This window comes from Pseudomonas sp. LBUM1668, from assembly GCF_059695715.1.
Genome location: NZ_CP166787.1, coordinates 2,873,802 through 2,900,738, shown reverse-complemented (window position 1 = coordinate 2,900,738; position 26,937 = coordinate 2,873,802). Strand labels below are relative to the sequence as shown.

The 26,937-nt window shown below is 58.7% G+C and carries 22 protein-coding genes; 13 read left to right on the top strand and 9 right to left on the bottom strand.

Translation table 11 applies throughout. The annotated features are described in order from the left end of the window. Positions 1 to 78: 78 nt before the first annotated feature. Both ACA061_RS13045 and ACA061_RS13040 read left to right on the top strand, forming a co-directional pair. Positions 79 to 2,325: a TonB-dependent siderophore receptor gene (locus ACA061_RS13045; RefSeq protein ID WP_497301827.1), complete on the top strand. Its 2,247-nt coding sequence runs from the start codon at positions 79 to 81 to the stop codon at positions 2,323 to 2,325. 302 nt (positions 2,326 to 2,627) lie between these two features. Further along, entirely contained in the window at positions 2,628 to 2,837 is a 210-nt protein-coding gene (locus ACA061_RS13040) for a hypothetical protein (protein ID WP_497301826.1), read from the top strand. Between the two features lie 85 nt (positions 2,838 to 2,922). Here ACA061_RS13040 and ACA061_RS13035 read toward each other — a convergent pair whose 3' ends face one another. From ACA061_RS13035 to zapE, 3 genes are all read right to left on the bottom strand, one after another. Next, positions 2,923 to 3,420 (bottom strand): GNAT family N-acetyltransferase, encoded by a 498-nt coding sequence (locus tag ACA061_RS13035; RefSeq protein WP_150603124.1) that lies wholly within the window; start codon positions 3,418 to 3,420, stop codon positions 2,923 to 2,925. 184 nt (positions 3,421 to 3,604) lie between these two features. Then, complete coding sequence (locus tag ACA061_RS13030) at positions 3,605 to 4,186, bottom strand: DinB family protein (RefSeq protein WP_497301825.1); 582 nt, start codon at positions 4,184 to 4,186, stop codon at positions 3,605 to 3,607. Positions 4,187 to 4,203: 17 nt separating this feature from the next. Further along, positions 4,204 to 5,322, bottom strand: a complete 1,119-nt coding sequence (zapE, locus tag ACA061_RS13025) for a cell division protein ZapE (RefSeq protein ID WP_497301823.1) — start codon at positions 5,320 to 5,322, stop codon at positions 4,204 to 4,206. Positions 5,323 to 5,606: 284 nt separating this feature from the next. Here zapE and ACA061_RS13020 point away from each other — a divergent pair, with 284 nt between their 5' ends. After that, a complete protein-coding gene (locus ACA061_RS13020) occupies positions 5,607 to 7,073 on the top strand; it encodes a nucleobase:cation symporter-2 family protein (protein ID WP_150603127.1) in 1,467 nt (488 codons plus the stop codon). Between the two features lie 68 nt (positions 7,074 to 7,141). Beyond that, positions 7,142 to 7,615, top strand: a complete 474-nt coding sequence (locus ACA061_RS13015; protein WP_150603128.1) for an LEA/WHy family protein — start codon at positions 7,142 to 7,144, stop codon at positions 7,613 to 7,615. 117 nt (positions 7,616 to 7,732) lie between these two features. On the opposite strand, the gene ACA061_RS13010 is transcribed toward ACA061_RS13015, so the two are convergent. Next, positions 7,733 to 8,656, bottom strand: coding sequence for a carbon-nitrogen hydrolase family protein (locus ACA061_RS13010; protein ID WP_497301822.1), 924 nt, complete (start codon positions 8,654 to 8,656; stop codon positions 7,733 to 7,735). A gap of 84 nt (positions 8,657 to 8,740) precedes the next feature. Between ACA061_RS13010 and ACA061_RS13005 the strand changes: the two genes are divergently transcribed. Beyond that, a complete protein-coding gene (locus ACA061_RS13005) occupies positions 8,741 to 9,655 on the top strand; it encodes a LysR family transcriptional regulator (protein WP_497301821.1) in 915 nt (304 codons plus the stop codon). A gap of 7 nt (positions 9,656 to 9,662) precedes the next feature. Here ACA061_RS13005 and ACA061_RS13000 read toward each other — a convergent pair whose 3' ends face one another. Further along, positions 9,663 to 9,914, bottom strand: coding sequence for a hypothetical protein (locus ACA061_RS13000; RefSeq protein WP_497301819.1), 252 nt, complete (start codon positions 9,912 to 9,914; stop codon positions 9,663 to 9,665). A 154-nt stretch (positions 9,915 to 10,068) separates the two neighbouring features. Between ACA061_RS13000 and ACA061_RS12995 the strand changes: the two genes are divergently transcribed. Then, positions 10,069 to 10,386: an ElaB/YgaM/YqjD family protein gene (locus ACA061_RS12995; protein ID WP_150603131.1), complete on the top strand. Its 318-nt coding sequence runs from the start codon at positions 10,069 to 10,071 to the stop codon at positions 10,384 to 10,386. Between the two features lie 251 nt (positions 10,387 to 10,637). On the opposite strand, the gene ACA061_RS12990 is transcribed toward ACA061_RS12995, so the two are convergent. After that, positions 10,638 to 11,678, bottom strand: coding sequence for an Ldh family oxidoreductase (locus ACA061_RS12990; protein WP_497301817.1), 1,041 nt, complete (start codon positions 11,676 to 11,678; stop codon positions 10,638 to 10,640). A gap of 220 nt (positions 11,679 to 11,898) precedes the next feature. Here ACA061_RS12990 and ACA061_RS12985 point away from each other — a divergent pair, with 220 nt between their 5' ends. After that, the gene (locus tag ACA061_RS12985) at positions 11,899 to 16,773 is read left to right on the top strand and encodes a dermonecrotic toxin domain-containing protein (RefSeq protein ID WP_497301815.1); all 4,875 of its coding nucleotides are present in this window, start codon (positions 11,899 to 11,901) and stop codon (positions 16,771 to 16,773) included. A gap of 59 nt (positions 16,774 to 16,832) precedes the next feature. Here the strand turns inward: ACA061_RS12985 and ACA061_RS12980 are convergent, their stop codons facing one another. Continuing rightward, the gene (locus ACA061_RS12980; protein WP_150603134.1) at positions 16,833 to 17,102 is read right to left on the bottom strand and encodes a PepSY domain-containing protein; all 270 of its coding nucleotides are present in this window, start codon (positions 17,100 to 17,102) and stop codon (positions 16,833 to 16,835) included. Positions 17,103 to 17,254: 152 nt separating this feature from the next. Here ACA061_RS12980 and ACA061_RS12975 point away from each other — a divergent pair, with 152 nt between their 5' ends. Continuing rightward, a complete protein-coding gene (locus ACA061_RS12975; RefSeq protein ID WP_497301814.1) occupies positions 17,255 to 18,256 on the top strand; it encodes a FecR family protein in 1,002 nt (333 codons plus the stop codon). 55 nt (positions 18,257 to 18,311) lie between these two features. On the opposite strand, the gene pvdQ is transcribed toward ACA061_RS12975, so the two are convergent. Further along, positions 18,312 to 20,657 (bottom strand): bifunctional acylase PvdQ, encoded by a 2,346-nt coding sequence (pvdQ, locus tag ACA061_RS12970; protein WP_497301812.1) that lies wholly within the window; start codon positions 20,655 to 20,657, stop codon positions 18,312 to 18,314. A 302-nt stretch (positions 20,658 to 20,959) separates the two neighbouring features. Between pvdQ and ACA061_RS12965 the strand changes: the two genes are divergently transcribed. After that, the gene (locus ACA061_RS12965) at positions 20,960 to 21,337 is read left to right on the top strand and encodes a fe2+ zn2+ uptake regulation protein (protein ID WP_210700107.1); all 378 of its coding nucleotides are present in this window, start codon (positions 20,960 to 20,962) and stop codon (positions 21,335 to 21,337) included. A gap of 18 nt (positions 21,338 to 21,355) precedes the next feature. On the opposite strand, the gene ACA061_RS12960 is transcribed toward ACA061_RS12965, so the two are convergent. Next, positions 21,356 to 21,544 carry a hypothetical protein gene (locus tag ACA061_RS12960; protein WP_210554704.1) on the bottom strand — a complete coding sequence of 63 codons (189 nt, stop codon included), beginning with the start codon at positions 21,542 to 21,544 and terminating at the stop codon, positions 21,356 to 21,358. A 157-nt stretch (positions 21,545 to 21,701) separates the two neighbouring features. On the opposite strand from ACA061_RS12960, the gene ACA061_RS12955 reads away from it, so the two are divergent. The 4 genes from ACA061_RS12955 to ACA061_RS12940 all read left to right on the top strand — a co-directional run bounded on the left by ACA061_RS12955 (position 21,702) and on the right by ACA061_RS12940 (position 26,903). Next, complete coding sequence (locus ACA061_RS12955) at positions 21,702 to 21,842, top strand: hypothetical protein (RefSeq protein WP_191627647.1); 141 nt, start codon at positions 21,702 to 21,704, stop codon at positions 21,840 to 21,842. Positions 21,843 to 22,110: 268 nt separating this feature from the next. Beyond that, complete coding sequence (locus ACA061_RS12950) at positions 22,111 to 23,358, top strand: MFS transporter (RefSeq protein ID WP_497301810.1); 1,248 nt, start codon at positions 22,111 to 22,113, stop codon at positions 23,356 to 23,358. Positions 23,359 to 23,368: 10 nt separating this feature from the next. After that, the gene (locus ACA061_RS12945; RefSeq protein WP_210700109.1) at positions 23,369 to 24,499 is read left to right on the top strand and encodes a LuxE/PaaK family acyltransferase; all 1,131 of its coding nucleotides are present in this window, start codon (positions 23,369 to 23,371) and stop codon (positions 24,497 to 24,499) included. 1 nt (position 24,500) lies between these two features. After that, positions 24,501 to 26,903, top strand: coding sequence for an aldehyde dehydrogenase family protein (locus ACA061_RS12940; protein WP_497301808.1), 2,403 nt, complete (start codon positions 24,501 to 24,503; stop codon positions 26,901 to 26,903). The last annotated feature ends 34 nt before the right edge of the window (positions 26,904 to 26,937 follow it).

Here is a 26,937-nt window from a genome sequence, read left to right as displayed (position 1 = left end):
TTGATACTAAATCGCAGTGCCCCGCCTCGTCTTTGAACAAACGGATTTTTTCCCCTCGAAGACAAGGAGTCGGCTGCGATGTTCGCGCCCATCACCCGTTCCATGACCCTCACCCTCGGCCTCTGCGGAGCCGCCCTGAGCACCGATCTGCTGGCTGAATCCGAACTCGAAAAACCACCGGAGCCCGCAGCCCCGGCTATGCAATTGGAAACAACCAACATCTCCGCCCAAGGCTTGGGCAGCAGCACCGAAAACACCCACGCTTACACCACCGGCGCCATGAGCACCGCCACGCGGATGAACCTGTCGATCAAGGAAACGCCACAGTCGGTGTCCGTGGTCACCCGCCAACAGATGGATGATTTCAAGCTCGGTACATTGTCCGAAGTCATGAGCCAGACCACTGGCGTGGTGGTCCAGCACCTGGACTCGGATCGGGTCAGCTATTCGTCCCGGGGTTATTCGATCAACAATTTCCAGATCGACGGGATGCTCAACACGTTCGACCGGATGAAGTCCGACGCCGACACCATCATTTATGACCGCATTGAAGTGGTGCGCGGTGCCACAGGCCTGACAACCGGCGCGGGCGATCCGTCGGCGACCATCAACATGGTGCGCAAACGCCCGACCGCCCAACTTCAGGCGCTGGCCGGGGTCAGCGGTGGCAGCTACGACGATTACTACAGTTACGTAGATGTTGGTGGCCCGCTGGCCTTCGATGGCCGTTTGCGCGGGCGTACCGTTCTGGCCTATCGCGACAGCCAGTCGTTTCGCGACAAGTACGCACTGCAACGGGAGGTCGGTTACGGGATTCTTGAGGCCGACCTGACCGACTCCACAGTGCTCGCCGTGGGTTATGACTATCAGGACAAACAGGTGCAAGGTTCGGCGTGGGGCACCGTGCCTTACTGGAACGCCGACGGCGGCAAGGCCGGGCTCGGCCGCTCGACCAATATGGCGACTTCCTGGAGCTCGTGGCCGCTCAAGGATAAAACCGCCTTCGCCACCCTTGATCAGGCACTGGCAGGTGGCTGGCACCTGAAAGCGGCCTACACCCATCGCCAAAGCGATATCGACGGCAAGGTCTACTACGGCGGCGCAGGCTTTCCCGAGGCGGACCGCAGCGGCATGATCGCTTACACATCGCACATGGTCGGCACGCAGAAAATGGACGTCTATGACTTCAATCTCTCGGGCCCCTATTCGTTGTTCGGCCGCGAGCACGAGATGATGTTTGGCTATGGCGAAGCCGAGCACCGCTCCTACTCCCCCAAGACCGTCGACGGTCCCGTACCGGACGACTACGGTACGATCCGCGACTGGAAGTACATGGGTAGCATCGGCAAGTTTCCCGACACCGTCACCGGACTGACCGGCTCAAGGGGCAGCACGCGGCAGAAGGCTGGCTATATCGCTACGCGCCTGAGCCTGACCGACCAGTTGCACGCCGTGATTGGCAGCCGTTACGGCAGTTGGGAAGGTGAAAATTCCGATCACTACTATGACAAAAACCTGCAATTGACCCGCGTTGAAACAACCCGTCAGCAACAAAATGACGTCTGGACACCCTACGCCGGCCTGCTCTACGACCTGACGCCGGAGTACACCGCTTACGTCAGCTACACCGATATTTTCAAACCGCAGAGCAACCGCGACAGCAGCCGCAAATATCTTGACCCGGTGGTTGGCAGCAACTACGAACTCGGTTTGAAGGGCAGTTTGCTGGAAGAGCGACTCAACGTCGCCACGGCGCTGTTCTGGAGCAAGCAGGACAACGTTGCCGAGGTCGACAATTCGGTGCCGCCAGATCCCGTCACGCGCGAACAGTTTTACAAGTCCGGTGGTAAAGGCAACAAGGTCAGCGGTTTCGAAGCCGAGGTTTCGGGCGAAATCAGCAACGGCTGGAACATGACCGCCGGCTACACCTACACCCATTCGGCCAACGGTGAGCAACAACGCACCAATGAAGACCAGCCGCTGAACATGCTGCGGGTTTCCACGGCGTACCGTTTGCCGGGCGAATGGCAGGCGTTGACCGTCGGCGGTGCAGTGAACTGGCAAAGCCGTATTTTCGGCGATTCAAATCGCCCGGTCGGCCGCGATGCCGAGGGTGGATTCATCACCGAAAACACCAAAATCCACCAGGGCGCCTACACCGTGGTCAAGTTGATGTCGCGCTATGCCATCGACAAAAACCTCTCGGCCTCGCTTAACGTCGACAACCTTTTCGACAAGAAGTACTACGAGAACGTTGGCTTCTACAACGGCGTGTACTGGGGCGATCCGCGCACGGTCACGTTGAGCCTGGACTGGAAGCTCTGACACGACGCCTGATTACTTCTTTTGAGTTTGTGTTGAAGGGAAATGTCATGGGTGAAGACTGTATCTGTGGTTGGGATTCAACTGTGGAGGGGATTTATCTGTGGCGAGGGGATTTATCCCCGATGGGCTGCGAAGCGGCCCCAGCTCTTAGAATCAAAAGCCGGGGCCGCTTCGCAGCCCATCGGGGATAAATCCCCTCGCCACATTTTGCTGTTAACCCCGCGTTAATTCGCTCGGCACAGACTTGCGTCCGAGATCTGCTTCATGGACGAACGGCTCCGACTTGTTCAGTAGGAGGCACCATGAAAATCACTACCGCAATGCTTGCCGGGCTACTCGCCCTTGGTTCCGCCAGCATATTCGCTGAAGGAGGCGCCGAACGCATGCGCCATTACTACGACAACTTCCCGGTCCATCACGCGCAAAGCGAACAGACGAGCGACGCCAGCGCGAAAGAGATTCGGGTTCCCGCCGATCAGACGGCGCAAGTGACCGAGTCCTACCGCAACTGAGTTTTTACCGAGCAACCGATGGACCTCCCACGGCTGTGCTCCGGCCTGGGAGATGACAGTTAGGCGCCCTTTTCGGGCGCCTTTTTTATGCCTGAAGGTCTTTGATCCAGAACAGCATGCGCCCGTGATCCGGGTTGAACATGCCTGGCGCGAATCCGAATTTGCTGTAGGCGTTTTGTGCCACGGCGTTGCCTTCCAGTACTTCGAGGGTGATCTTGCAGCAGCCGCGCTGGCGGGAGATTTCCTCGACCTTGCGGAGCATTTTCTGGCTCAACCCCAAACCGCGAAACTTGCTCATCACCGCCACGTCGTGGACGTTGACCAAGGGCTTGCAGGCGAAGGTGGAAAACCCCTCAAAGCAGTTCACCAGCCCTGCCGGCTCGCCGCCGACGAATGCCAGTACACTGAAGGCGTGCGGCCGGCGCGCCAGCTCTTCGGGCAGTCGGCGCAGCAACTCAGGGTCGATCGGCTGCTCGCCGCCCATGGGGTCTTCTGCATAGTGATTGAGTACTACGCCGATGGCCTCGGCATGCAGTGGATTGGTGTAACTGGCCTGAAGCACAAGAATTTCTGCGGAATCCATTTCCATCCCCGAACACAAAAGCCCCGGCGCGCAAAGTGCTTGCTGATAGGCTGTGTTGACCTTAGCGCGAGCGCGGGCCGGCAGACAACCTGCAAGAAAAGCAAAAGATCAAAAGATCGCAGCCTTCGGCAGCTCCTACAGGAGATCGGTGTAGGAGCTGCCGAAGGCTGCGATCTTTTGTAGGTCAACGACCCCAGATCAGTTCCTCGGTCCAGCCCAGTTCAGCAAAATCCCCGGCGCGCAATCCAGCCTCACCCACACAGAAAAACTCATCCAGTTGCGGCGGTTTCACGCTCGTGTCGCTAAGCATTGAATGCACCTGCCCACGATGATGAATCTGATGCTCAAACAGGTGCGAAAGCATGCGCAAGCGACTGTCGTGCTGCGGCGTCTCGCGGGCGATGGTGACGAGCCGGCCCAGATCGGCATCGCGCAGTTGTTCGCAATAAGCGATCAGCCGGCGATCGACACGGGCCTGTTCTTCGCGCAATGGAAGTGGGTCGGTAAAGGGTTCGTCGGCGTTGAAAAACACGTAGCAGTCCGGATGCGGTTCGTCCCCGCGCAGTTCGCGTTCCAGCGCATCCACGTAGAACCAGTCACAAGTGAGGATGTGGTTGAGGGTCAGGCGGATGCTCGGAAAAAAGCTCACCCGAGCGGCCGCCAGGTCGCTGTCGCCGAGTTGCGCCCAGGCTTTGGCCAGTCGGTGGTTCGCCCAGGCGTTTTGATACGCCATGGTCAATAGATGATGGGACAGCGGCTGGTTCATGTGGGCGCCCTCTTCTTTCAAGCCTCGGCAAAGCGCTGCAACTGCATTTCCTGCAAGCGACTGAGGGTGCGGCGGAACGGGAATTGCAGATAGCCCTCGGTGTAGAGCGCCTCCATCGCCACGTGTGCCTCGATGTACAGCGGCACCTTGCGGTCGTAGCACTCGTCGACCAAGGCGATAAAGCGCCGTACGCCATCGTCGTGCACCGATAACTGCGGCAACTCACGATCCCCCGCCACCACTTGCGCGGAGCCGTCTTCGGTGCCGCGAGCGATGCGTCCTTCGCGCTTCTGTGCGCTGAGGTTCGGCACGTCGCTCAACAGAATAGCCCGGTAGTTGTCGCACAGCGCGATGAAATCCATGGCGGCGAACGGTTGCTCGCACAGGTCGGCGTAGCGACACCAGAGCACCGCCTGACTGGCCTGCACCACGTTGAGCACTCGATGGCCGACCGCTACCGGTGCAGCGCTGGCCGATTGCCCGGCCGTCAACGCGTCAAAGACCTCGCCCAGCGCACTGGTGCTTTCGGCAGTGGCGACAAAGTAGCGCTGGTGGATCGCGCCCGGATGCAAGCGATGATCCTCGGCGCCATTCACTGGGACTACCTGCATATGCGCCTTGATCGCGGCGATCGCCGGGACAAAGCGGTCGCGATTGAAGCCATCGGCGTACAAATCATCCGGCGGTAGGTTGGATGTACAGACCACCACCACGCCTTCGTCGAACATCACCTGGAACAGGCGCCCGAGAATGATCGCATCGCCAATGTCGTTGACGAACAATTCGTCGAAGCACAGCACCCGCACTTCGCCCGCCAGTTCCTTGGCCAGCGCACGCAGCGGATCGGCGATGCCGGTCAACTGGAACGAACGCTGGTGCACCCAGCCCATGAAATGATGGAAGTGTTGCCGCCGCGCCGGCACTCGCAAGCTTTGATAGAACTGGTCCATCAGCCACGTCTTGCCGCGCCCGACCGGGCCCCACAAGTACACGCCGCTGACAGACCGGGCGCCGGCGTGCAAGGCTTCGTGGCATTTTTGCAGCGCCCATACAGCGTGTTCCTGAGCTTCATCCTGGATGAAACCCTTGTGCTCGATGGCATGCTGCCAGGCGCTTAGCGGAGAGTCGAAATTCATGCGCGGCAGTATGCCATGGCTTGCCCACACCTTTAAGTCACCCAACTCCCGGTAGGAGCTGCCGAAGGCTGCAATCTGTTGATCTGGCTTGTGATCTGAACAACCAAAGTCAAAAGATCGCAGCCTTCGGCAGCTCCTACAGGATCGGGGTTGTGTTCAAACCTTCCACACCCAATAAAACCTGACCTTTCAGGCAGTTTTATTGCGTTGCCCTCGCCGCTCTCTTCCGGCATCCTGCGCCTCCATTTTCTGACCCGGCCCCGCCTCACGGCGCGCAAATCACCATGACCGCCTCTGAAAAAGCCCTGCGCAACAACGATCTGATCTACGGCCTCAACGACCGCCCGCACCTGACCGCCACTGTGTTTGCAGCGTTGCAACACGTGTTGGCGAGTTTCGTCGGCATCATCACCCCGACCCTGATCATGGGCGGCGCCCTCGGTCTGCAAAGCGAAATCCCCTACCTGATCAGCATGGCGCTGTTCGTCTCGGGCCTGGGCACGTTCGTTCAGGCCAAGCGCTTCGGCCCGGTGGGCTCTGGTTTGTTGTGCCTGCAAGGAACAAGTTTTTCCTTTATCAGCGTGATTCTCAGTGCCGGGTTTATGGTCAAGGCTCGCGGCGGCGGCACGGATGAAATCCTTTCGACGATCTTCGGCGTGTGCTTTTTCGCTGCGTTCATTGAAGTGGCGCTGAGCCAGTTCATCGGCAAACTGCGCATGCTGATTACCCCAGTGGTCACCGGCACGATCATCACGCTGATGGGCCTGTCGCTGATCAAAGTGGCAATGACCGACATCGCCGGCGGTTTCGGCGCGGCGGATCTGGGCGGCGCCAGCCATTTGTTTCTGGCGGCGCTGGTGCTCGGCACCATCGTGGTGCTGAACCGGGTCGACGTGCCGTTCCTGCGTCTGGGCGCGATCGTCATCGGCCTGACCCTCGGCTACGTGGTCGCCTGGCTGATGGGCACCGTGGACTTTGCCAATTTGCCCGACGTGCCGGTGGTCAGCGTGCCGGTGCCGTTCAAGTACGGCTTCAATTTCGACTGGGTAGCGTTTGTGCCAATCGCGGTGATTTTCCTCGTCTCGCCACTGGAAGCTGCCGGTGACCTGACTGCCAACTCGATGATTTCCCGGCAACCGGTCAAAGGCCCGTTGTACATCCGCCGGATCAAGTCCGGTTTGCTCGCCGATGGTCTCAACTCGGCGATGGCAGCGGTGTTCAACAGCATGCCAATGGTGACCTTCGCGCAGAACAACGGCGTGATTCAGCTCACCGGTGTGGCCAGCCGTTACGTCGCGTTTTTCATTGCCGGCCTGCTGGTGCTGTTGGGGCTGTTCCCGATGATCGGCGCGGTGTTGCAACTGATGCCCAAACCGGTGCTCGGCGGCGCCGAACTGGTGATGTTCGGCACCGTGGCCGTGGCCGGGATCAAGATCCTTGCCGAGGCTGGCCTGCACCGACGCAACATGCTGATCGTGGCCATTTCGCTGGGCATGGGCCTTGGCATCGCCGCCGTGCCGGAAGTGCTGCGCGAACTGCCGCAAGCGCTGCGCAATATCTTCGAATCGCCGATTACCGTGGGCGCGTTGTGCGCTATCGTGCTGAACATCTTCCTGCCGGAAGAATTCATCGAACTTGAGGAAGACGACTTCGATCCGGAAGCCTCTATCCTGCAAGTCATGGAAAACCCGGATGTCCCGGCCAAGGGTGAACCTGCTTCGCCTGCGGCTGTCGCACAGTTGAACCGCTAAAAGCTGCGCCTGTGAAAAAGGGCTGAGCCGGTATTCGGTTCAGCCCTTTTTTTGTTGAGAGACTGTTTATGCGCCGCTTGCACGCTTTCATCCTGTCACTCCTTCTGCTGTCGCTCAGTGCCTGCGCGCTGTTTCCCAATCGTGATCCGGTCAACATCAACGTGGTCGGAATCGAGCCGCTGACCAGCCAGGATCTTGAAGTGCGTTTCGCGATCAAACTGCGCGTACAGAACCCCAACGAAACCGCTATCGATTACAACGGCATCGCCCTCGATCTGGAGGTCAACGGCCATGCGCTGGCCTCGGGCGTCAGCGACCAGAGCGGGACGATCGCGCGGTTTTCCGAAACCGTGGTCAGCGTCCCGGTCAGCGTTTCGGCGTTCTCGGTGTTGCGCCAGACCCTCGGCCTGAGCCAGACACAAACCCTCGACAACCTGCCCTACGTGCTGCGCGGCAAACTCGCCGGCGGGCTGTTCGGCACGATGCGTTTTGTCGACAGCGGCAAGCTCAGCCTGCCCAAGGCCAGCGCCGCGACCTGGTAAAAATACGTGAGCCTCGCGGATCAACTCACTGACCTTGCCAGGCCGGCGCAATCCAGAATCCCCGGGTGTTGCCTGTTGGAATCCAGATACGACACAGGGCAGGCTTTGCCACAAGGATTAAGTATTGAACCGCACACCCGGTTTGGCGCGTTCATCCACGCTCAACTCGAACACATCGGGCCGCGCATAATGGCCGACCACGTCGTAGTCATAGCGCGCCCGAATCAGTTCATCGGTATCGATTTCAGCAGCCAGCAACCCCGCCTCGCCGCGCAATGGCCCCGCCAGCACATCACCCATCGGCCCGACAATCACGCTGCCACCGGCAATCAACGGACGATCCGCCGGCCAGTTCGCAATTTCGACTCCCAGCTCATTTGGCGACGCCTGCACCTGACACGCGCTGACCACGAAACAGCGACCCTCATGAGCAATGTGGCGCATGCTCACCTGCCACATCTCGCGCTCATCCACGGTCGGCGCGCACCAGACCTCGATGCCCTTGGCGTACATCGCCGTGCGCAGCAACGGCATCATGTTTTCCCAGCAGACCACTGCGCCAAGTTTGCCGACCTGGCTGTCGAGCACCGGCAGCGTCGAGCCGTCGCCCTTGCCCCAGATCAGCCGTTCCGTACCGGTGGGCATCAGCTTGCGATGTTTGGCGACAAGTCCTGACTGCGGATCGAAGTACAGAGCCGTGCAATACAACGTGCTGCCCGCGCGCTCGATTACGCCGATCACAAGGTTGGCCCCCGTGCGCGCCGACAACGCCGCCAACGCCTCGGTTTCCGCACCCGGCACATCAATGGCATTGGCAAAATAGCGTGCATACGCTTCACGACCTTCGGGCAAGCGATAACCCAGTTGCGTGCCGAAGCCTTCACCTTTCGGATAACCGCCAAGCAACGCTTCCGGCATCACTACCAGTGCCGCGCCGGATTCAATGATGGCGGCTTCCCAACTGAGGATCTGCGCCAGGGTTTCGCCTTTACCACCGGGTAATGCGCCGATTTGCAGCGCAGCAACAATTGATTTTGGCATCGCGGTCACTCCATCGGATTCAAGTGTTGCTGATTCTCCGGCGCCACGGGATCATGAATAAAGCCCCAATCGCTGCTGAATGATATGAGCCAAATGAATATCGCCACGGTCGACCTCAACCTGTTGAAAGTCTTCGAAGCCCTGCATGAAGAATCCAGCGCCAGCCGCGCAGCGTTGCGTCTGGGCGTGACGCAATCGGCAGTCAGCGCGGCGTTGCGGCGCCTGCGTGAGGTTTATGGCGATCAATTGTTCGTGCGCACCGGGCGCGGACTGGCGCCGACGCTCAAGGCCAATCAGTTGAAACCGGTGGTCAGCGAGGCGCTTGACAAGTGTCGGCAAAGCCTGGCGATGGTTGATCCAGCAGCCAATCACTACGAAGGGCGGTCGGTTACGGTGGGCCTGTCGGACGATTTCGAAATCGCTTACGGTCGCCGCCTGATCGAAGAAATCGCCCGTAGCGCGCCGAAGCTGCGGCTGATCTTCCGGCAGACTCACAGCCAGATTGTCGCCCGCGACCTGATGGAACGCAGCATCGATCTGGCGATCACTGCCGGCGGTTTTGCCGAACGCTTGCTCAGCCGTCAGGTGTTGGGTGAAGGGGGTTACGCATGCCTGGTGGACCCGGCGAGCCTTGCGCCCGGCCAGCAACAGATCGACCTGCAGGAATTTGTCGCCCGCGAGCACCTGTTGGTGTCGTCAGGTGGGTTTATCGGCATTACCGATGAAGGGCTGGCGGCGCTAGGTTTGAGTCGCCGGGTATGCGCATCGACCACGCATTTTGCCGCGCTGCCCTTTCTGCTCAAGGGCAGTCAGGCGGTGGCGACGATTCCGGCGCATGCCGCCGTGAGCATCGCCGCACTCAGCGGCTTGGCGCTGTTGCCCTGCCCGTTGGCCCTGCCGCGTTATCCGATCGAACTCGGCTGGCGCACCAGCACCCAGATCGACCCTGTGGTGGTGACGGTGCGCGAAGCAATTGTTGCGTGTTTCAACCGCGACTGACGTGGCCTTACTTCGCCGCCATCAAGCGATTGACCTCACTGCGCACCATGTTGGCGAACTCCGGCGGTGACATGCCGTCGAGTTCCGCACGGACCCACTCGGCCCATTTGCCCTTGCGCTTGGCGCGCTCGCCGAACAACCGTGCAGCCTCGCCCTTGGCTTTGCCCAGATTAGTTTGCCAGAGGTCGAACAGACGGGATTTCTCGTCTTCCAGCGCGGCGCGCTCTGCGAGGGGTTTGTCGGCCAGATTGAAACTCATGGGGAATTATCCTGCGGCGTAAAATGCTGACATCTTACACGCTCGACGGAAATCTCCCGCGCAGGTTTTTGATTCCGGACTAAATTCAGTGCAACTTTTTACTCAGCGTCACACTCCATTGATCACTGTCCATTCAACTGCAAGGAGTCACCCAATGGCCCGCAAATCCGCCGTGCAAGCCGCTCAGGATCAAATCAAGGATCAAGCTTTCAGCGACCTTCAGGCACTGATCGAAGAGTCCGACAAACTGCTCAAGAGCAGCGCCTCACTGGTTGGCGAAGAAGCGGAGACCCTGCGCGGACAAGTCGCGCTGAAGCTGCAACAGGCGCTGGATTCGGTTTCCAGCGTACGCGAGCGCACCAAACCCGCTGTCGATGCCACCGAGAGCTATATCGGCGGCCATCCTTGGCAGACCGTGGCGATTTCAGCTGGTTTTGGTTTGGTAGTGGGATTGCTGCTGGGTCGTCGCTAAGCAAAAAAACCTTTTTAGAATCAAAGCTTTAACTTGATCAGAAACCCATTGTGGGGAGGGGATTTTTGTGGCGAGGGGATTTATCCCCGATGGGTCGCGAAGCGGCCCCCGCTTTTGAATCAAAAGCAGGGGCCCGCTGCGCAGGCCATCGGGGATAAATCCCCTCACCACATTGATCCTCACCCCATTTCAATTACTTGCCAGATCCCCAAGCAACATTTCAATTACTTGCCAGATCCCCAAGCAATATTTCAATGACCTGCCAGATCCCTTAGCTGCCCCAAAGTCTGTTCATCCAGCACGATCCCCTCCGCCAGTGATCTGGCCCGTTGCAAATGCCGACGATCCCCCGGCAATCGCTTGAGCCCTGTCCCGTGCATCTGCCGCACCAGTTCCTCACTGCGCTCGGCGAAGCTCTGCCCTGCCGCTTTGCTCGGATCAATGACTATCAATAACTGCCCGGTCCACGGTGTTTTCGCGCCGGGATGATTTGACCAGTCGAACTCGAAAGAGAAATTCCCCCCGGTCAACGCCGCCGCCAGCAATTCCACCATCATCGACAACGCCGACCCCTTATGGCCGCCAAACGGCAACAACGCCCCACCTTCGAGAATCGCCTTGGGGTCCTGGGTTGGCTGACCGAGACTGTCGACTCCCGTGCCTGCCGGCACCTTCTCGCCCTTGCGCGCAGCGATCTGCACGTCGCCATGGGCGATGGCGCTGGTGGCCAAGTCGAAAACAATCGGCGCGGCGCCGGCGCGTGGCGCGGCGAAAGCAATCGGGTTAGTGCCGAACAACGGTCGATCGGCGCCGTGCGGCACCACGCAGGTCATGCTGTTGACCACACTCAGCGCAACCAGTCCTTCCTCGGCGAAAGGTTCGACATCCGGCCACAGCGCAGCAAAGTGATGCGAGTTGCGAATGGCCAACACGGCGATCCCGGCATGACGCGCCTTCTCCACCAGCAACGGTCGAGCCGCTGCCAGTGCCGCCTGGGCGAAACCATTGCCGGCATCAACACGCACGAAACCCGCGGCGACGTCTTCGACCTGTGGCACTGCGTGGCCGTCGACCCAGCCACTTTTCAGGGTCGAGACATAACCGGGAATTCGGAACACGCCATGGCTGTGGGCGCCATCACGCTCGGCATTGGCGCAGTTGGCGGCCAGCACCTGAGCCACTTCAGTGGAGGTGCCATGGCGCAGAAAAATCGTTTCGAGCAATCGGGTCAGCGTTTCGAGTGAAATCGACGACGCAGAAGCAGGCGTTGCACAATCGTGTGGCGCAGACATCTGAAGCTCCAGAATAATTATTGGAGGGAACACCAGCGTACGGACAACTTGCCCACCGATTAACCACGCCAGACCCGCCTGCTGTCAACCCTCCGACCGCCAGTGCAGCGGCACTGCCTAGGCTGGCGGTGCGATAACTATCTACCACCCGTGTCGCGGGCACGCCTTTTAGCCTTGAGCCTCACATTTCGCGCCGAACGCGCCATACCGAGACTCGATGATGACCGTGCCTGTCCCCCCGCTCCTTTTCCCCGAAATCCTGAATTCATCTGGCCAGTGGATAGCACTGGGCAAGACCCATAACCTCAACGACAACGACTTCCGCTGGCTCGCCAACGTCGAACTGGCCACACAGGCGCTACGCAGCAAGCAGACCCCGCCGATGCTCGCGCAAAGTATTAGCCTCGATATAGGTGAACCTTCGCCCGTCGCGTTGGCAGGCAGTTTTATTCTCAGTGAAACCCCTGACGACAAAGGCGCGATTCTCTATACGCCGTACGATGGCCTGAAAAAATATGACAGCCTGCCCAACCTCATCGATGCACTCGAAATGCGCTTCAAGTCGATCAAGGAAGACGATTCGATACTGGCTTTTCTGGCGTTATCCCAACGCCGCAAAATCGTCGGGCAAAGCAGCCACACTCTGAGCTACGAAGCGATTGAAGGCGATATTTTCGATAGTCAGAAGGCTGCCATCCTCGCCTGCCGACAAATCGACGCCGAGGCTGTGCTGAAGGAACTGAAACAACTGCCCTCACTCACGTCCCTGCTGGAAAAAATCCTTGATGGCCTGTTGGCCTCCCGGTTTCCCTACCTTAAACAGGCGCAGACCCGGGTCACCTTCTATACCGATGCCGAGGTTATCGACGGTGCGCCACCGCCGGTGTCTGGCCGGCACTTGCACGATTCGATGAGCCTGACTGACGCCGTGCTGTTGATCTACCGCCAGCGAGCCTGGCCAAGCGGCCAAATGCGCGAATTTTCCCACCCCGGTCATGCGACCGTCGAAGGCGATCAGACTGCCTGGGAAAACGCAGTGAACCAGGCGTCAGACAAACTTCAAGTACTGCTGTTTAGCGAAATGGAAAACTACTGGAATGCGCCCGCCTCGACAGAATCCGCGCGCCGGACATTTTTTGCTGAAGTGTTGCGCGAGCAGGTACGCGCCGAGCTGATGATCAAACGCGAAAGCAACATCCTTGATCCGATGCAGTTCGCCATCCTGCATCACGTGATCCAGCAGGGCACGGCACCGCTGCCGACCATCGAAACCGTGCGCCTGTGGGAAGACGAACCCAACTATGTCGAACTGGCCGGTTCCTTGATGATCAGTCATGCCGACGCCTGCCTCTACACGCCAACCATGGGGCTGCAGGTGCTCAAGGATTACCGCGATCTGAAAGAGACCTTGATCAGCAAGTTTCGCGCAGCCGGCCACCAGGATGAGTTGTTTGGCTTGTTGAACCTGGAAGAGCGCAAACGCTTTATCGGTTTCCACCGGCCTCACGTGACCGGCGAACGCATCAGTGGTGAGATTTTCAAGGTCCTGTTCGAGGCAATCATCACCAAACAACGTCAGAACATCGCCTATGCGTTACAGGCGTTTCGCCTCAGCGATGGCGCCGTAGGCATCCACTCGCTGTTCGACAAGGCTCTGGATATCCGCACGATGATCCACGAGAAGTTACTCGAAATGGACGCGGGTGAACGCTGGGTGACGCGGCCCGTGCTGGCCGGCGTTCAACAACCTTCAGCGGTGCTTGAGCAAAAAGCGAAAGTGGTGGAGAAATCGTGCGAAAGCATCCGCACGGAGCTTGCCGGTTTGTTTGAAAGTCAACCGCTCGACAATGTGATCGAGCAACGCAGTCATCTTGAAAATCTGAAGCCGCGACTGACCCACGCACTCTTTTTCGGAGTGACCAGTGAGGCAAAGCTACGGGTACTCAGTGGCTCGCTCAAAGCCGCTGAACAGGCGATTGTCGACACTGTTTTCAATGCCGCTCAGCCCAATCGCGACGCTCGCCGCTCACTCAATGGTTTTCGGCCTGACGCCTGGTCAATTGCCTTGGAGCACTCAGTGACGAAAGACGCACGGACGTTGGCCCATTGTGTATTGCTGACTGAGCGTGGCGGCCTCGACGACGCGCACGCGGGAACAGCGATTCTGTGGACGCCCGCCCTTGGCCTTGAGGTCTTTTCCAGCATCAACGTTGCGCGGCGCGCGCTGGAGCGACGTCTAAAGGACCAGGTGGATCGCCTGTCACTCCTGGAAAACCTGCTGCCAGGCGATCAACTGCTCCAGCAGAACTTCACGTTGGGTGCGTTGCAGTTGATCGAGGGCAATGTGCTGGATCATTGCGTCCAGTCCGGCATCGATCACTTCCTTGCTCGCTGCGCCGTGCTACGCGAGCGTCTCAAGGGCAAGACCGCACTCGTGCCGGCGTTGTCCAGCGTCACCAGGCAGATGATCGCAACCAACCTGTTGCGAACCAGTCATCTGGCAAAAGCCATCGCCCTGCAGCAGACTCTCCCCGCCTGGCTGGGCATGGCTCCGGTGGCAGAGCAGCAGTTGCACCTCGAACTGCTTGAGCAGTGGTGCCAGAGCGTGGCCGACGATAAAGACTATCTCAGCGATCTGCCCTCGCTCCCGGATCATGTGACCAAACGATTGACGTCTCTGCTGGACGCGCGCTTCCCCGACAGCAAACTCAAGCCGGCTGATATCGAGATCACACCCGATCTGGCTTTGGGCGGCCCCGCGTGCACACTCACCGAGTTTGCCCTGAAATTTACCCAGGGCACCGGCTACAAGGTCGCCTCGAAGACAGCCACGCCGCTGCCGGCCAAGCTGGATCCAAGCGCGGTCCAGCAACTGCTGCTGTCGCTGGAGATACCCACGACTTACGCCACGACCGTGGTCGAGGCGCTATCGGACACTAACCCTCTGGCCCAAGAGCGCAAACAACGGTTCTACCGCCAGTTGCCCTGGCAACTGCTGCAACATGCGCACCGCCTGAAACTGCAACAGCAATTGTCCAGCGACGCGTTCGATTACCTCTGCCAGGTGCTGGACATGCCGGATGGTCTTGCACGCGAGACAGTTGCAGGCGCCCACGCGATGGTTTATCCCCTATCGTTGATCAAGACGCCGGGCGCAGTCGCCGTGGAAACCCTGGGGCTGTATTTGATCAGCCCGGGCATTGGGCACAAGGGCCCATTGGTGCTTTATGCGCCCTATGCAGAACAGGTGTTCCGCGAGTTTGCGGACGAAGCGAGCGTGATCGCGGCCATCAACACGCCGGGCAATTTTCAGGACCTGCTGATTCGTCGCCTGCCGGAGGCGCAACAAGCGGTCTTTCGCGGCGTGTTGCAGTCGAGCGTGAACGAGACCAGTGAATTGACCCTGGCTGGCGCGGCCATTACCGGCAATCTGTTGCACCGGTTTTTCGCTGACAACCTCAAACTGCTGCCGCAGTTTCTCAACTGCCAATTGCAAAGCAACGCGCAAGCGGACTGGGAGACCGCCAAAATCCTGTTCAGGTATGGCGTCGGCCTGGCCGCGCATCTGCTGCCTGGCAAACTGTCCTGTCCGATTTTTCTCTGGCAGGCCTACCAAGACTTCAAGGAATCGGCTGAAGCCTTGCAGGATCATCATTGGAAAAAAGCCCTGCGGGCGTTCATCGCCGGCGCGGCGCAAATGCTCTTGCTCGGCAGCCTGTCACTGGAAGCCACCGCGAAAACTGAAGACATGACCGTTGGAGCAACTGACAAGGTGGAGCCCGAAACACCGGTTGAAGTGCCGACCGAGACTGAAAGCAATATCCCCGTGCCTGCCCAGCCGCCACTGTTGCCAGTGCCGGTTGCGCCCACATGGTCGCAGATCAGGCCGACCTCGCCGCTGCGTACCGAGCTGCAGTCTTTTGAAGCATCAGATGTGGTACTCGAGGCTCTCAAGCACGACACCAGCAACGGCACTTACGAGGACACGATCGACAAGCGCACGTACACCGCCATTGCCGGCAAGGTTTACCGCATCGAACAACCCGGCGCGGTCTGGCAAATGGTAAACGATGAAAACCCCGGCCCCTCATTAACAGAGAGTGGCTCACAACTATTCCTGAATCCTGACCGCCATGCTGTTCATTACGGTAAGGCCATTTCGAAACTGCACAACCACATTTCCGTAGAGGTGAATCGTCAGGTGATGATGAACATCGAGGCTGAAGGCATGGAGGCTATCAGTCTCAATTTCCCTCAAAAAGCCCGGACGATTCAACATGCAATCGATATGGCAAGAAACTATGCATTCCAATGCCTGCATAACCTGGCATTAGTCAAAAGCAATATCCCTGTCGAACGCGTGGACAGCTTTCTCAAGTCTTTTTTTGGTGTCCAGCAAATCGATACACAGTTATTGAACAGAATCAAAAAAACGATCGTGCCTATTTGCAATGCCTTGGTGGATCCTACCGAGGACTTGATGAATACCGAACGTTTCGTTATCGGCTCAAACGTGAACAGCCGCTCAACGACTATTGCGTTCGTACTTGGAAACGACAGTAAGAAAAAGCTCCACCTCACCGAACATTTTTTCAACCCGGGTCTGGATGAGTATGATTCATCTACGTTGAAGCCATTCGATATCGACGGCCACGCTCAGGCATCGACTCTGATTCACGAATTCGCCCATCAATTCTCAAAAGCCGAAGATTTTGCCTCTCTGGAATCTCGACGGCCGTTTGTTGATCTGATCAAAATCGATACATTGAAAGGCTTGTCGATGAAGCATCAGCAGGAAAAATTTCAAAGCCGGGCACTTTCGTTAAAAACACCTCGAGATGAGCTTTTTTCGCGCTGGAACCGAAAGGCAGGCGCTTATATCACCTGGGATAAAATTCGAGATATGGGTGCAGAAAGGGTCAGCAAGAAACTTCTGAAGTTGACGGGCTGCCAGACCATTGAAGACGCACGTGATGCGTTCTTAAATCCTGCCTCAGCGGATATTCGCGTTGATGTGATTTTGAGTAATGCCCATTCGATTTCACGCCTGATCTGCGAAATCGGCCGGCATCTGGACACCGAGCCAGTCACCTGAAACATGTACAAGAAAGCGCAGGATTCAACCTGCGCTTCCCTTTATTCAACTGACGACGTTCAGTCCTTTTGATCTCGCAATACATTGCCCGATGCGCCGTCGATGCGGAACTCGTACACGACGCCATCGGCCTTGCGACCCTCACCTTCCCAATAGCCGTCGTTGTCAGCTTCGATCTTGTAGATCTCGACATAACCGGCCTTGGTTTTTGCGGTATCGATCGCTTTTTCGATGGTGATCCAGCCTGCGCCAGGCTTGTCCGCCAACGCAGCGCCGGCGCCAAGCAAACTGGCGGTGGCAATCAGGGCGGCAAAAGTCTTCTTGATCATTTTTTCACTCCATTTGTGGATAGTGGTCATGGGCTTCCTGTTTTTTGGGCGCCTGAGCGAAAAATAAGTTCCACTTTGATGGGTAAATGCCATGACTGATGTTCTCGGCAACTTCCCGTCAAGGTTAGAATGTGCGAAATCAGGATGAGTCAATGACCCAAGACACTCTCTCGGAAGCCGAATACGATGCGATCACCGATGCCGCCGCGCACTGGTGCATGCGTTTGCACGCCGCCGACTGCACGGACGAAGAGCGTCGCGCCTTCCAGCAATGGCACGATGCTTATCCTCTGCATGCATTCGAGTACGAAGCCATGCTGGAGATCTGGGACGTTGCCGGCCACCTCCCGCGCCCGGATACAGCATTGGTCGTGCCGGTTGCTCAGCCTGCCCGCCCATGGCGCCGATACGCGATAGCGGCCGGGGTCTGCGCAGTGGCGTTGCCACTGACGGCTTACACCGGTTGGAATCTCGGCTGGCTGCCCAACAGTTACGAGCATTTTGCCGCCACTGACAATGTGCGTCAGGTAACGCTGAGTGACGGCAGCCAACTCGAATTGAACCTCAACACTGACCTGACCTTCAGCAACTACAAGGACGAACGCCGCGTCACGCTGAAAAAAGGCGAGGCGTTCTTTACCGTCAGTCACGACACGTCGCACCCGTTTGTCGTGCGTGCAGGCGAAGGCAGGATTCGGGTGACCGGCACGCGGTTCAATGTCTGGATGTACGAGGATCAAGTGCGGGTGAACCTGATCGCAGGTTCGGTGCTGGTCAGCAGCAATCGTCAATTGCCGGGCGATGGCTTGCGTCTCGAGCCATCCATGCAAGCGCGTTACAAACCGGGCGACTACATGCCGCAGATCAGCCAGTCCTACCCAAACGATGCTTCGCTTGCCTGGCGCAGCGGCAAACTGGTGCTGGACAATCTGCCGCTCAATGAAGCGCTGCCGCTGATCAACCGCTACCTGGAAAAACCGTTGATGCTCGCTGACAACAGCACCGGAACAATTCGGGTGGGCGGTATCTACAACATCAAAGAGCTGAACAACCTTGCCAACTCCCTGCCCAAGGTCTTGCCCGTCTACCTGACGCGCAACAAGGAAGGCAACCCGGTGATCAACCCGATGCCGCAGCAGCCGCCAAAAAGCTGAAGGCCGCGCCCCTTGCGGGATGCGGCCTTCATTTGTTTTTCAAGTAACGCCGTGTTTACTGTGCGGCGACGTTCCCCGTTTTTTCCGGCACCCCGTGAATGGTCTGCACCTGATACTGCGGGTCAGCCAGAATCTGCTGTTCGGTAAACGGCAGCACACTCCACTGTTTCTTCGAGAACGCCTCGGTCTGATCGCGTGAATACTTCGATGCCGGATCACTGGACAGCGAGAAGGCCAACAGCCCCTGCGCGTGCGGGCCCTTTTCATCGAACGTCACGACTTGCAGATAGCTGGTGCCACTGACCACCTCAAGCTTGCCATCTTCGCGCGGCACGCTCTGGATCGCGTTGTAGATCCCCAGCGTACCCGGCCCGCCATGAATCGGCGTCTGCTGCCCGCCGCTGCTGACCACCTGAATATCGCCCCAACGGGTTTGCGGTTTCAGGCCCATTTTGGCAACCGTATCGACCGACGCCAGCATCGCTTCGCGAAGAGCCTTGGCCACCGCTGACTGCTCGACAGCCAGACCACGCGGAGTGTGCTGCGCGTCCTGCGGATCAAAGGCGACGCGCCAGATGTCCGCTGACTGCTGCAGGGCTTGCATGATGTTCTGGAAATGCACCAGGCCCAGGCCCGAATCCAGATTGGCGCGCCCGTCCCACGCTTTCAGGCTGGCACACACAGGTTTGAGGGCTTGCGCATCAGCGCCAAGGTCAGCGGCGCAGAACTTCAGCAGATCCGGCACGACCTGGGTCGCCAGATACACTTGATCGTCCATCACCATTTGCTGCAGATCCTTCACTGCCAACGGGCCTTTTTTATTCAGTCTCGCCAGACGATCAAGGGCAAAGCGCGAACGCAACCCCAGCGGTTGGCCGTCCTGACTGATCAGCGGCGAGAAACCGGTGAGCGGTTGCGCCGGGTTGGCCAGCCATGCGGAATCGTTGGAGTGCTGGACGAAGTCCTTGCGCAGCAGTTGCGGCAATTGGCTGGAAGCGTAGATACCCTTCTGCGCAGCTTGCGGGTCGATGTCCCAGGCGCAGGCGCTGTTGGAACCGTCGAGCACGATCATCTGGGTGCCGATTCGCGGGTCACTGCACTTCGCGAGTTTTTCGCGACTGACGTTCGGCACCACCGACAGGTTCATGTACAGCGTCTGCCCCTTGTCATCTGCGGCGAGCGTATTGACCCAGGGAATACCCTGAATCTTGTGCACCGAATCCTGCAATTCTTTAAGCGTGGAAGCCTGATTCATCGCATACCACTGTTTGAGCACGCGATCGTTGTCGAGGTTGGCATCACGCAGGCTGTAGGCGAACTGAGTGTCCCAATCGAGCTTGCCCGGCCACTGCACAATCGGGCCGAACTTCGAGCTATAGATGTCGCGTGCCACCGGCAGCACTTGCCCATCGGCCTGTTTGACCTGCACGGTCACTGTCTGCTTGCTCATCGGCAATGATTGGCCATCAAGCAGATAGCGCGTCGGGTCTTTCGGATCGAGTTGCAGGCGATACAGGGTGAAGTGTTTGGAGGAATCGACCGTGTGGGTCCAGGCCAGATGCTGGTTGAAACCGATGTTGATCATCGGCAGGCCCGGCAACGCGGCGCCCATGACGTCAAGTTTGCCGGGAATGGTCAGGTGCATTTGATAGAAGCGCATACCGCCAACCCAGGGAAAGTGCGGGTTGGCCAGCAGCATGCCGCGACCATTGAACGAACGCTCGCCACCCACCGCCACGGCATTGCTGCCACGATCGAGCGCGAAGCGCTGCTGACGGGCATCTGCCATTTGGTAGGCATGCGTATCGCTGGCGATCCGCGCTGTGGCCTGTGGCGGCGTGGCACCGGCCAGGGCTTCGGCGAACTGACCAACCCCGCCCTCGACCAACAGCCGACGGGTCAGCTTGACCAGGTCTTCTGGAGCAATATCGCGAACCCACTCGCCCTGGCATTGTTGCGGCAGGCCCTGCTGATGGCGTTCGGCGAGATAGTGGTTGTAGCCCGCGGCATAACCCTGGACCAGGTCACGTACCTGGGCCGTTTGCGCCTGCCAGAACGTGCTGACCGCTTCCGGCGTATTGAGCCAGTTGAAAAAGACATCGCTGACGCGGTTTTCACGCTCCTCGACGGTGAACTGATCCGGGCCGAAATAACGCGAGCGCTGGCCATTGACCGTGACGATCTCGTTGGCCAGCAGGCAAAGGTTGTCCTGCGCATATGCGTAACCGATGCCGAAACCGAGGCCACGCTCGTCTTGGGCGCGGATATGCGGCACACCAAAACCGGTACGACGGATCTCGGCGCTGGTATCAACGGAGGGGCTGAATGCATGGGCCGACAGGCTAAGCCCGCAAAAAATACCGGCAAGGGCCAGTCCGGTTAACTGCCTGGAAATAATCACGCTCGCTCCTGATCGAAATGCCGAAGAGCGGATCTGCATACCGTGCGAAGCATGTGACGGGCGACGGATCCGCTGTGGAAACACCCACGCGTCCACACGCAATGAGCCTGTCCTGAAAACGAACGTCGACGAAAAAAATTTAGCGCGGTGCGCAGCGGTTTTGCGCAGTGATTACACGCAGAAGACGAAATCCCGACAAATTTTCTACATTTTTTCTTTCATGATTTGGCGAGCTGAAACGTCTTGTTTTAGAGAGCGCAAAGAAAACCTTTCCCGATCGGGCTCTGAAAAGGAGTAATCACATGTACAACTCGCAACTACCAACGGACGGTAGCCAGGCGTTACAAGGAGCATCCATGAGCCCGCACGCGAACGATTTCGAACAACGCGTCGAGCGTCACGGCAACGAACGCATCCGTCTGCTGCTGAAAAGTTTTGGTCTGCGCACCAGCCTGATTCGCCTTAAGGTCATCGACGCCCTGCTGGTCGCGGCACAGAACGACCGTCGCCTGGGCGTTCGCGGCGTCCATAGCCAATTGCTGGATCTGGATATTCCGCTGTCCTTCCTGAGTGTGCGCGAAGTCCTCAAGCGCCTGAGCGCCGAAGGCGTGATCACCGTCAACGCAGACAAGAGCTACAGCCTGCATCCGCAGGCTGCTGCAGTGCTCGACATCGATTGAAACGTCCAGCGATCGCCGTCAGGGTTTGACCTTGCGGCGCATTACGCCGTTGATCACCACGACGATCACCGCCACACCGATGGCGATGTACTGGAAGGTCTTTTCATCGATTCTCCCGGTGTTTTGCAGCCAGGACAGGCCGAGCATGATCGCCAGTACGGAGACGGCGATCAGAATCGAATAAATCAAGCGTTGCTTCTGGGTCATTGCGGCTTCCTGAAACTTTGGAATGTATCCGGTTTGTGTCCACTTGCATGCCATGCACTTACCGTCTTACGGGGATGCGCCGCTGCAAACGGGGTCTCATGTTACAGCCGATGAAGGCTTTTGGCTTCATGACGGCTTTAACATGAGGATTATTCAAATGCTGCGTCGAATCACCTGGCTGATTCCTGTTCTCGCCCTGCTGACCCTGAGTGGTTGCATCATCTTTCCCCACGGCGGCTGGCACGGCGACCATCATCGTTACGACCGTGGAGGCCCTGGCTACTATCAACATCGTTGACAGGATATTTCACCCCGCCTGCCCGTCAGTGTCAGATGCCGGGCATGAAAAATACACGCTGAATTAACTGACAAACAATGCCCGCCCCCTTCGCGGGCATTTTTTTTGGCCATGGATGACTGCCCGGTAACATCTTGTTTTACGAGCGTTTTGGGTCCGTTTCATATCCTGCAAAGATTCGAAATCTAATGTTTCAGCTAACCAGTAGGTCACGCCAATGTCTGGACCTAGGCTCTGCAACCTTCCTCCTTAACTGACAAGGATGTTTATGCAGAGAACATTGATAAGAATCGGGCCACGCCAAGTGGTGGGATTCTGCCTGGCGCTCAGCGCTTTTGAACTCCTGACCTATATGGCCAGTGACTTGATCATGCCAGCGATGTTGAACGTCACTGAAGAATTTCAAGCCGATGTTCGCCATGTTCCCAATGCGTTCAATCTGTATCTGTTGGGCGGTGTCTGCCTGCAATGGCTGATGGGGCCACTGTCTGATCGCTGGGGAAGGCGGCGCCTGTTGTTGATCGGCTGCGCCGCATTTGCTGTTGCGTGTGCCGCCGCTTTCGCCACCCGCAGCATTGAAGCGTTCAATGTGCTGCGCCTGATACAGGGCATGGGGCTGGGATTTGTCGTGGCCGTCAGTTATCCGGCGCTGCAGGAGGTGTTCTGCGAGGCGGATGCCGTACGCCTGATGGCCCTGCTCGGCAACATTGCGCTGCTATCGCCGTTGTTGGGCCCCATGCTCGGCAGCGTACTGCTGGAATGGCTGACATGGCGCGAGCTGTTTTTGGCACTCGGCATTGCTGCGATGCTGGTCTGGCTGGGGCTTTACGCCTGTATGCCGGAGACCGTGGGCGTTGTCCGCCGCGATGGGCAGCAGCAAGCCCGCGTGACGTTTTCCCTGCGTCAGATCCGCCAGCGCTACCTCGCCCTGCTCGGCAATCCGCGGTTCCTCGGCGCAAGCCTGGCCCTGGGACTGATGAGCCTGCCGCTGATTGCCTGGATCGGTCTGGCGCCGTTGCTGCTGATCCAGGGCCTGGGTCTGACGCCGCTGACGTACGGCCTGTGGCAAATTCCAGTTTTCTCTGCCGTCATCGTCGGCAATCTGATTCTCGACCGTCTACTAGTGACGCATTCGTTACCCCGCTTGATTCAGCTAGGGCTCTGGCCGTTTTGCCTGGGCCTGCTGGCGCTGATCGGCTGCGCGATGCAAGGTCTGGGACTGGCAGCGACAGTCGCCAGCCTGGCGCTTTACGCCGTTGGATTGGGCATCAGCAATGCGGCGCTGTATCGATTGGCGCTGTTTTGCTCGGATGACAGCAAAGGTCTGGTCTCGGCCATGGTCGGCATGATTTCGATTGCCGTGATGGGTATCGGCGGCTCGCTCATTGCCGCCATTGGCGGCGGAACCCGCCTTGAACTCTTCGCCCTTTGGGCCGCGCTCGCAGGCTTGATGTGCCTGCCCCTGCTGCTCTGGTTTCTGCAAGACGCCAAAACCGCGTTCGCCGCATCTGAATAAGGGAATTTCGATGATCCATTTACCCGCGAGCGATGCGTTATGCGCGTTGCCCCATCCTTATTGCCCGGATTCCGTGCCAGCGGGCCTGTTCGAACGGGCCATGGCCGAGATCAGTCGTTTTCATTGCCGGCACACAGCGGGCTACGAACATTGGTTGAACGCCCACGGGCTCGGTGCGCATGAACTGGACACGCTTGATGACTGGTCGCGCTTGCCACCGATCTTCGCCAATTTTTTCAAGCAACGGCTGCTGCTCAGCAGCACCGGCGCCGATGCCCTGGAACTGACGTCTTCTGGCACCAGCGGTCAGCGCAGCCGCATGCGCTACGACGAGCGCAGCCTTGGCGCGGCGCAATTCATGGTCGCGCAGATCTTCCGCTATTACGGCTGGGACACCCCGGACACGCCCTGCAACTATTTGCTGCTCAGTTACGAGCCGCAAGGGCAGATCACGCTCGGCACCTCCTTCACCGATCAGTTCCTGTGCCGTTTCGCTCCCGCCAACCGCGTGGTGTATGCCTTGCGCAGCACCGGTGACAGTCATCAGTTTGATGTGTTTGGCGTCATCCAGGCCTTGCAGGCGTTTGCCGAAGAAGGTCTGCCGGTGCGCATCCTCGGCTTCCCGGCGTTTCTCTGGCAGACCTTGCAACAGATGCAGGCCCTCGGCATGACAAATCTGAAACTGCCGGCCGGTTCACTGGCATTTTTCGGCGGTGGCTGGAAAACCCAGGCCGCACATGAGATTCCCAGGCAACAGTTATATGCCTGCATCCACCGCCAACTGGGCATTGAAACCTCGCGTTGTCGAGATGGCTACGGCGCCGTCGAGCATGCCGTGCCTTACATCGAATGCGCCCATCAGCGTTTTCATGTCCCGGTCTATTCGAAGGTGTACGTGCGCCATCCCGCGGATTTTTCAGTTCAGCCTTACGGCCAGCAAGGCCTGCTGGGATTCGTCTCGCCCTACATCTCGTCCAGTCCCGCGCATGCGGTGGTGATGAGCGACCTGGCGACGTTGCACCCCGGCGGAAGTTGCGACTGCGGGCTGAGCAGCGACTGGTTTGAACTGCATGGCCGCGCGGGCACAACCGCTGGCAGAAGTTGCGCGATGGCAGCGGCCGAACTACTGGGGGGCTACTGATATGTACTTGATCGACGGACAATTACGCGACGCCAACGACCTTGACGCTACCCTCGAATGCCTTCAGGCAGATCTTGCGGATCATCTGAGCACGCCGCTGGAAAGCAGCACTGTGATCAGCGCCGCGACCTGCTTTGCTGAGCAATTGAGCGGCGACAATCAAGAACTCGCGCTTGATCTCGAACAGCGACAGGCCCTGATCGAGTTCTGCACGGCCGAGGCGTTGCAGATCAAACTGCAACGCGAACTGGGCGCACAACCAGGTTCTTTGCGCCGCATCGACTATCGACAATCGCGCTTCGAATGCTGGAGCCCACTCGGGCTGGTGGTGCACATCACGCCGGGCAATGCGCCGTTGCTGGCGTTCTGCGCGGTACTGGAAAGTCTGTTGGCTGGCAACGTCAACTGGTTACGGCCCAGCAGCAGCGACCAGGGCCTGACCGCACGGTTACTGCACGCGTTGTTGCAATGCGATTCGAGTGGCCAACTCGCTGGTTACGTGGCGGTATTGCCAGTGAGCACCGGGCAGATCGGGCAACTGTGTAAACACGCCAATGGCGTTGCGGCGTGGGGAGGCGAACCCGCCTTACAAGCCATTCGCAAACAGCTACCGGCCGGTTGCCGCTGGATCGATTGGGGACATCGCATCAGCTTCGTCTATCTGACCCCCGATGCCGCCACAGCGCAAAACCTCAATGCCGTCGCCGATGAAGTCTGTCGGCTGGATCAGCAAGCCTGCTCCAGCCCGCAATGGCTGCTGGTGGACAGTGACAACCCGGTGGTGTTGCGCCAGATAGGTGAACGCCTGGCGGCAGCCTTCGAGCGCCGCGCCGGGCGATGGCCGGCGCTGCTGCCAACGCCACAGGAAGCCGCGCAAATCACCACGCACACGCACATGGCACGCTTGGCGCAGAGTTTCGCTGAACAAACCGGCCATGTCTGGAGCGCGCCGGGTTGGCGGGTGATCTGGGCGCACGAGCGTCAGCTAGCACCCTCCCCACTATTTCGCAGCGTGCTACTGCATCCGGTACCACGGCAGCTGATCACTGAAACCCTGCTGCCATGGCGCAATGTCCTGCAAAGTTGCGCGCTGCTGTGCGGCGAAGCACAGATCGGCGAGTTGGCGCGGAGGCTGATCAGTGCCGGTGTGACGCGCATCGCGCCAGTGGCCGGCATTCACGACGGCTATGACGGTGAGCCCCATGATGGCGTTTACGCGTTGCAACGGCTCAGTCGACGCGTGTCCGTCAGCGTCGCCGCCGACCGGTTGCCAAGCCACGCCACCCTTGACCGCGCGCCTGTACCCGCAATGCTTTGCGGGCAGCCAATCATGGACAAGGAGAGCCTCAACGGCCAGCCGTTCAACGCGACGGCGCAGTTGTATTTCCGCTCCGGTGGCAGCAGCGGGACGCCAGCGCTGTCCGGCTATAGCTATGGTGATTTCCATCGACAGATGCGCGCGACGGCGGACGGCTTGTTCGCGGCCGGGCTGGATCCGGCGCGGGATCGGGTGATGAACCTGTTCTTCTGCGGCGGGTTGTATGGCGGCTTCCTCAGCTTCGCCAAAGTGCTTGAACTGCTCGACATCACCCACCTGCCAATGGGCGCGCCGGCCGATGACGATTACCGCGAAATCGCCGATTTGATCATCAGCCAGCGCGTGACAGTGCTGATGGGCATGCCAAGCACTCTGCACCGACTGTTCCTCAATGAGCGGGAGCGGCTGCAAGCCTACGGCGGCATCACCAAGGTGTTTCTCGCTGGCGAACATCTCAGTGAACCGAGTCGTGCGCTTCTGCTCAGTTGCGGTGTGACCAGCATCCGCTCGGCGATTTACGGGAGTGTCGACGCCGGCCCTCTAGGCCATGCCTGTCAGGCTACGGGGGATGGCATTTTTCATCTGATGAACGACACCCAGCATCTGGAAATTGTCGCGTTGGATGCCGATGAGCCTGTGGTCGGCAATCAAGTCGGCCGCTTGTTGTTCACCTCAATCGCGCGGGAGGGGCAAAACGTTCAGCGCTATGACGTCGGCGACACCGGCCGCTGGGTGCCTGGCGCCTGCGCTTGCGGACTGGCTTCTCCACGCTTCGAATTGCTGCAGCGTCACGGCAAATTGATCCGCATTGGCTCCGACTTCATTTCTTTGAGCGAACTGGCGGTGCATCTGCAAGTGCCATTTCAACTGCTACTGGATCACACCTGCGACGGTGTCGAGCGCATGCGTTTGCGCAGCGAACTTGAAACTGTCGACGTGCAGGCCCGACTGGCGAATTACGCGACCCTGGCAACGATTATTCAAAGCCGATTGCTGAATCTCGAAGTTGAAGTCTGTGCCATCAAAGACTTCACCCGGAACAAGCACAGCGGCAAGACGCCGTTATTGATCGATTCGCGCAACTGATACTTCCCGTGAGCTAAGCCAGAAACTATAAAAA

Excerpts from the sequence above, each read along its gene's own strand:
- ACA061_RS13045 (WP_497301827.1), top strand. The coding sequence starts at position 79 with ATGTTCGCGCCCATCACCCGTTCCATGACCCTCACCCTCGGCCTCTGC.
- ACA061_RS12975 (WP_497301814.1), top strand. The coding sequence starts at position 17,255 with ATGACCCAAGACACTCTCTCGGAAGCCGAATACGATGCGATCACCGAT.
- ACA061_RS13010 (WP_497301822.1), bottom strand. The coding sequence starts at position 8,656 with ATGCCAAAATCAATTGTTGCTGCGCTGCAAATCGGCGCATTACCCGGT.
- ACA061_RS12950 (WP_497301810.1), top strand. The coding sequence starts at position 22,111 with ATGCAGAGAACATTGATAAGAATCGGGCCACGCCAAGTGGTGGGATTC.
- ACA061_RS13005 (WP_497301821.1), top strand. The coding sequence starts at position 8,741 with ATGAGCCAAATGAATATCGCCACGGTCGACCTCAACCTGTTGAAAGTC.
- ACA061_RS12980 (WP_150603134.1), bottom strand. The coding sequence starts at position 17,102 with ATGATCAAGAAGACTTTTGCCGCCCTGATTGCCACCGCCAGTTTGCTT.
- ACA061_RS12955 (WP_191627647.1), top strand. The coding sequence starts at position 21,702 with ATGCTGCGTCGAATCACCTGGCTGATTCCTGTTCTCGCCCTGCTGACC.
- ACA061_RS12940 (WP_497301808.1), top strand. The coding sequence starts at position 24,501 with ATGTACTTGATCGACGGACAATTACGCGACGCCAACGACCTTGACGCT.
- ACA061_RS13030 (WP_497301825.1), bottom strand. The coding sequence starts at position 4,186 with ATGAACCAGCCGCTGTCCCATCATCTATTGACCATGGCGTATCAAAAC.
- ACA061_RS12995 (WP_150603131.1), top strand. The coding sequence starts at position 10,069 with ATGGCCCGCAAATCCGCCGTGCAAGCCGCTCAGGATCAAATCAAGGAT.
- zapE (WP_497301823.1), bottom strand. The coding sequence starts at position 5,322 with ATGAATTTCGACTCTCCGCTAAGCGCCTGGCAGCATGCCATCGAGCAC.
- ACA061_RS13015 (WP_150603128.1), top strand. The coding sequence starts at position 7,142 with ATGCGCCGCTTGCACGCTTTCATCCTGTCACTCCTTCTGCTGTCGCTC.
- ACA061_RS12960 (WP_210554704.1), bottom strand. The coding sequence starts at position 21,544 with ATGACCCAGAAGCAACGCTTGATTTATTCGATTCTGATCGCCGTCTCC.
- ACA061_RS13035 (WP_150603124.1), bottom strand. The coding sequence starts at position 3,420 with ATGGATTCCGCAGAAATTCTTGTGCTTCAGGCCAGTTACACCAATCCA.
- ACA061_RS13040 (WP_497301826.1), top strand. The coding sequence starts at position 2,628 with ATGAAAATCACTACCGCAATGCTTGCCGGGCTACTCGCCCTTGGTTCC.
- ACA061_RS12945 (WP_210700109.1), top strand. The coding sequence starts at position 23,369 with ATGATCCATTTACCCGCGAGCGATGCGTTATGCGCGTTGCCCCATCCT.
- ACA061_RS12990 (WP_497301817.1), bottom strand. The coding sequence starts at position 11,678 with ATGTCTGCGCCACACGATTGTGCAACGCCTGCTTCTGCGTCGTCGATT.
- ACA061_RS12965 (WP_210700107.1), top strand. The coding sequence starts at position 20,960 with ATGTACAACTCGCAACTACCAACGGACGGTAGCCAGGCGTTACAAGGA.
- ACA061_RS13000 (WP_497301819.1), bottom strand. The coding sequence starts at position 9,914 with ATGAGTTTCAATCTGGCCGACAAACCCCTCGCAGAGCGCGCCGCGCTG.
- ACA061_RS12985 (WP_497301815.1), top strand. The coding sequence starts at position 11,899 with ATGACCGTGCCTGTCCCCCCGCTCCTTTTCCCCGAAATCCTGAATTCA.
- ACA061_RS13020 (WP_150603127.1), top strand. The coding sequence starts at position 5,607 with ATGACCGCCTCTGAAAAAGCCCTGCGCAACAACGATCTGATCTACGGC.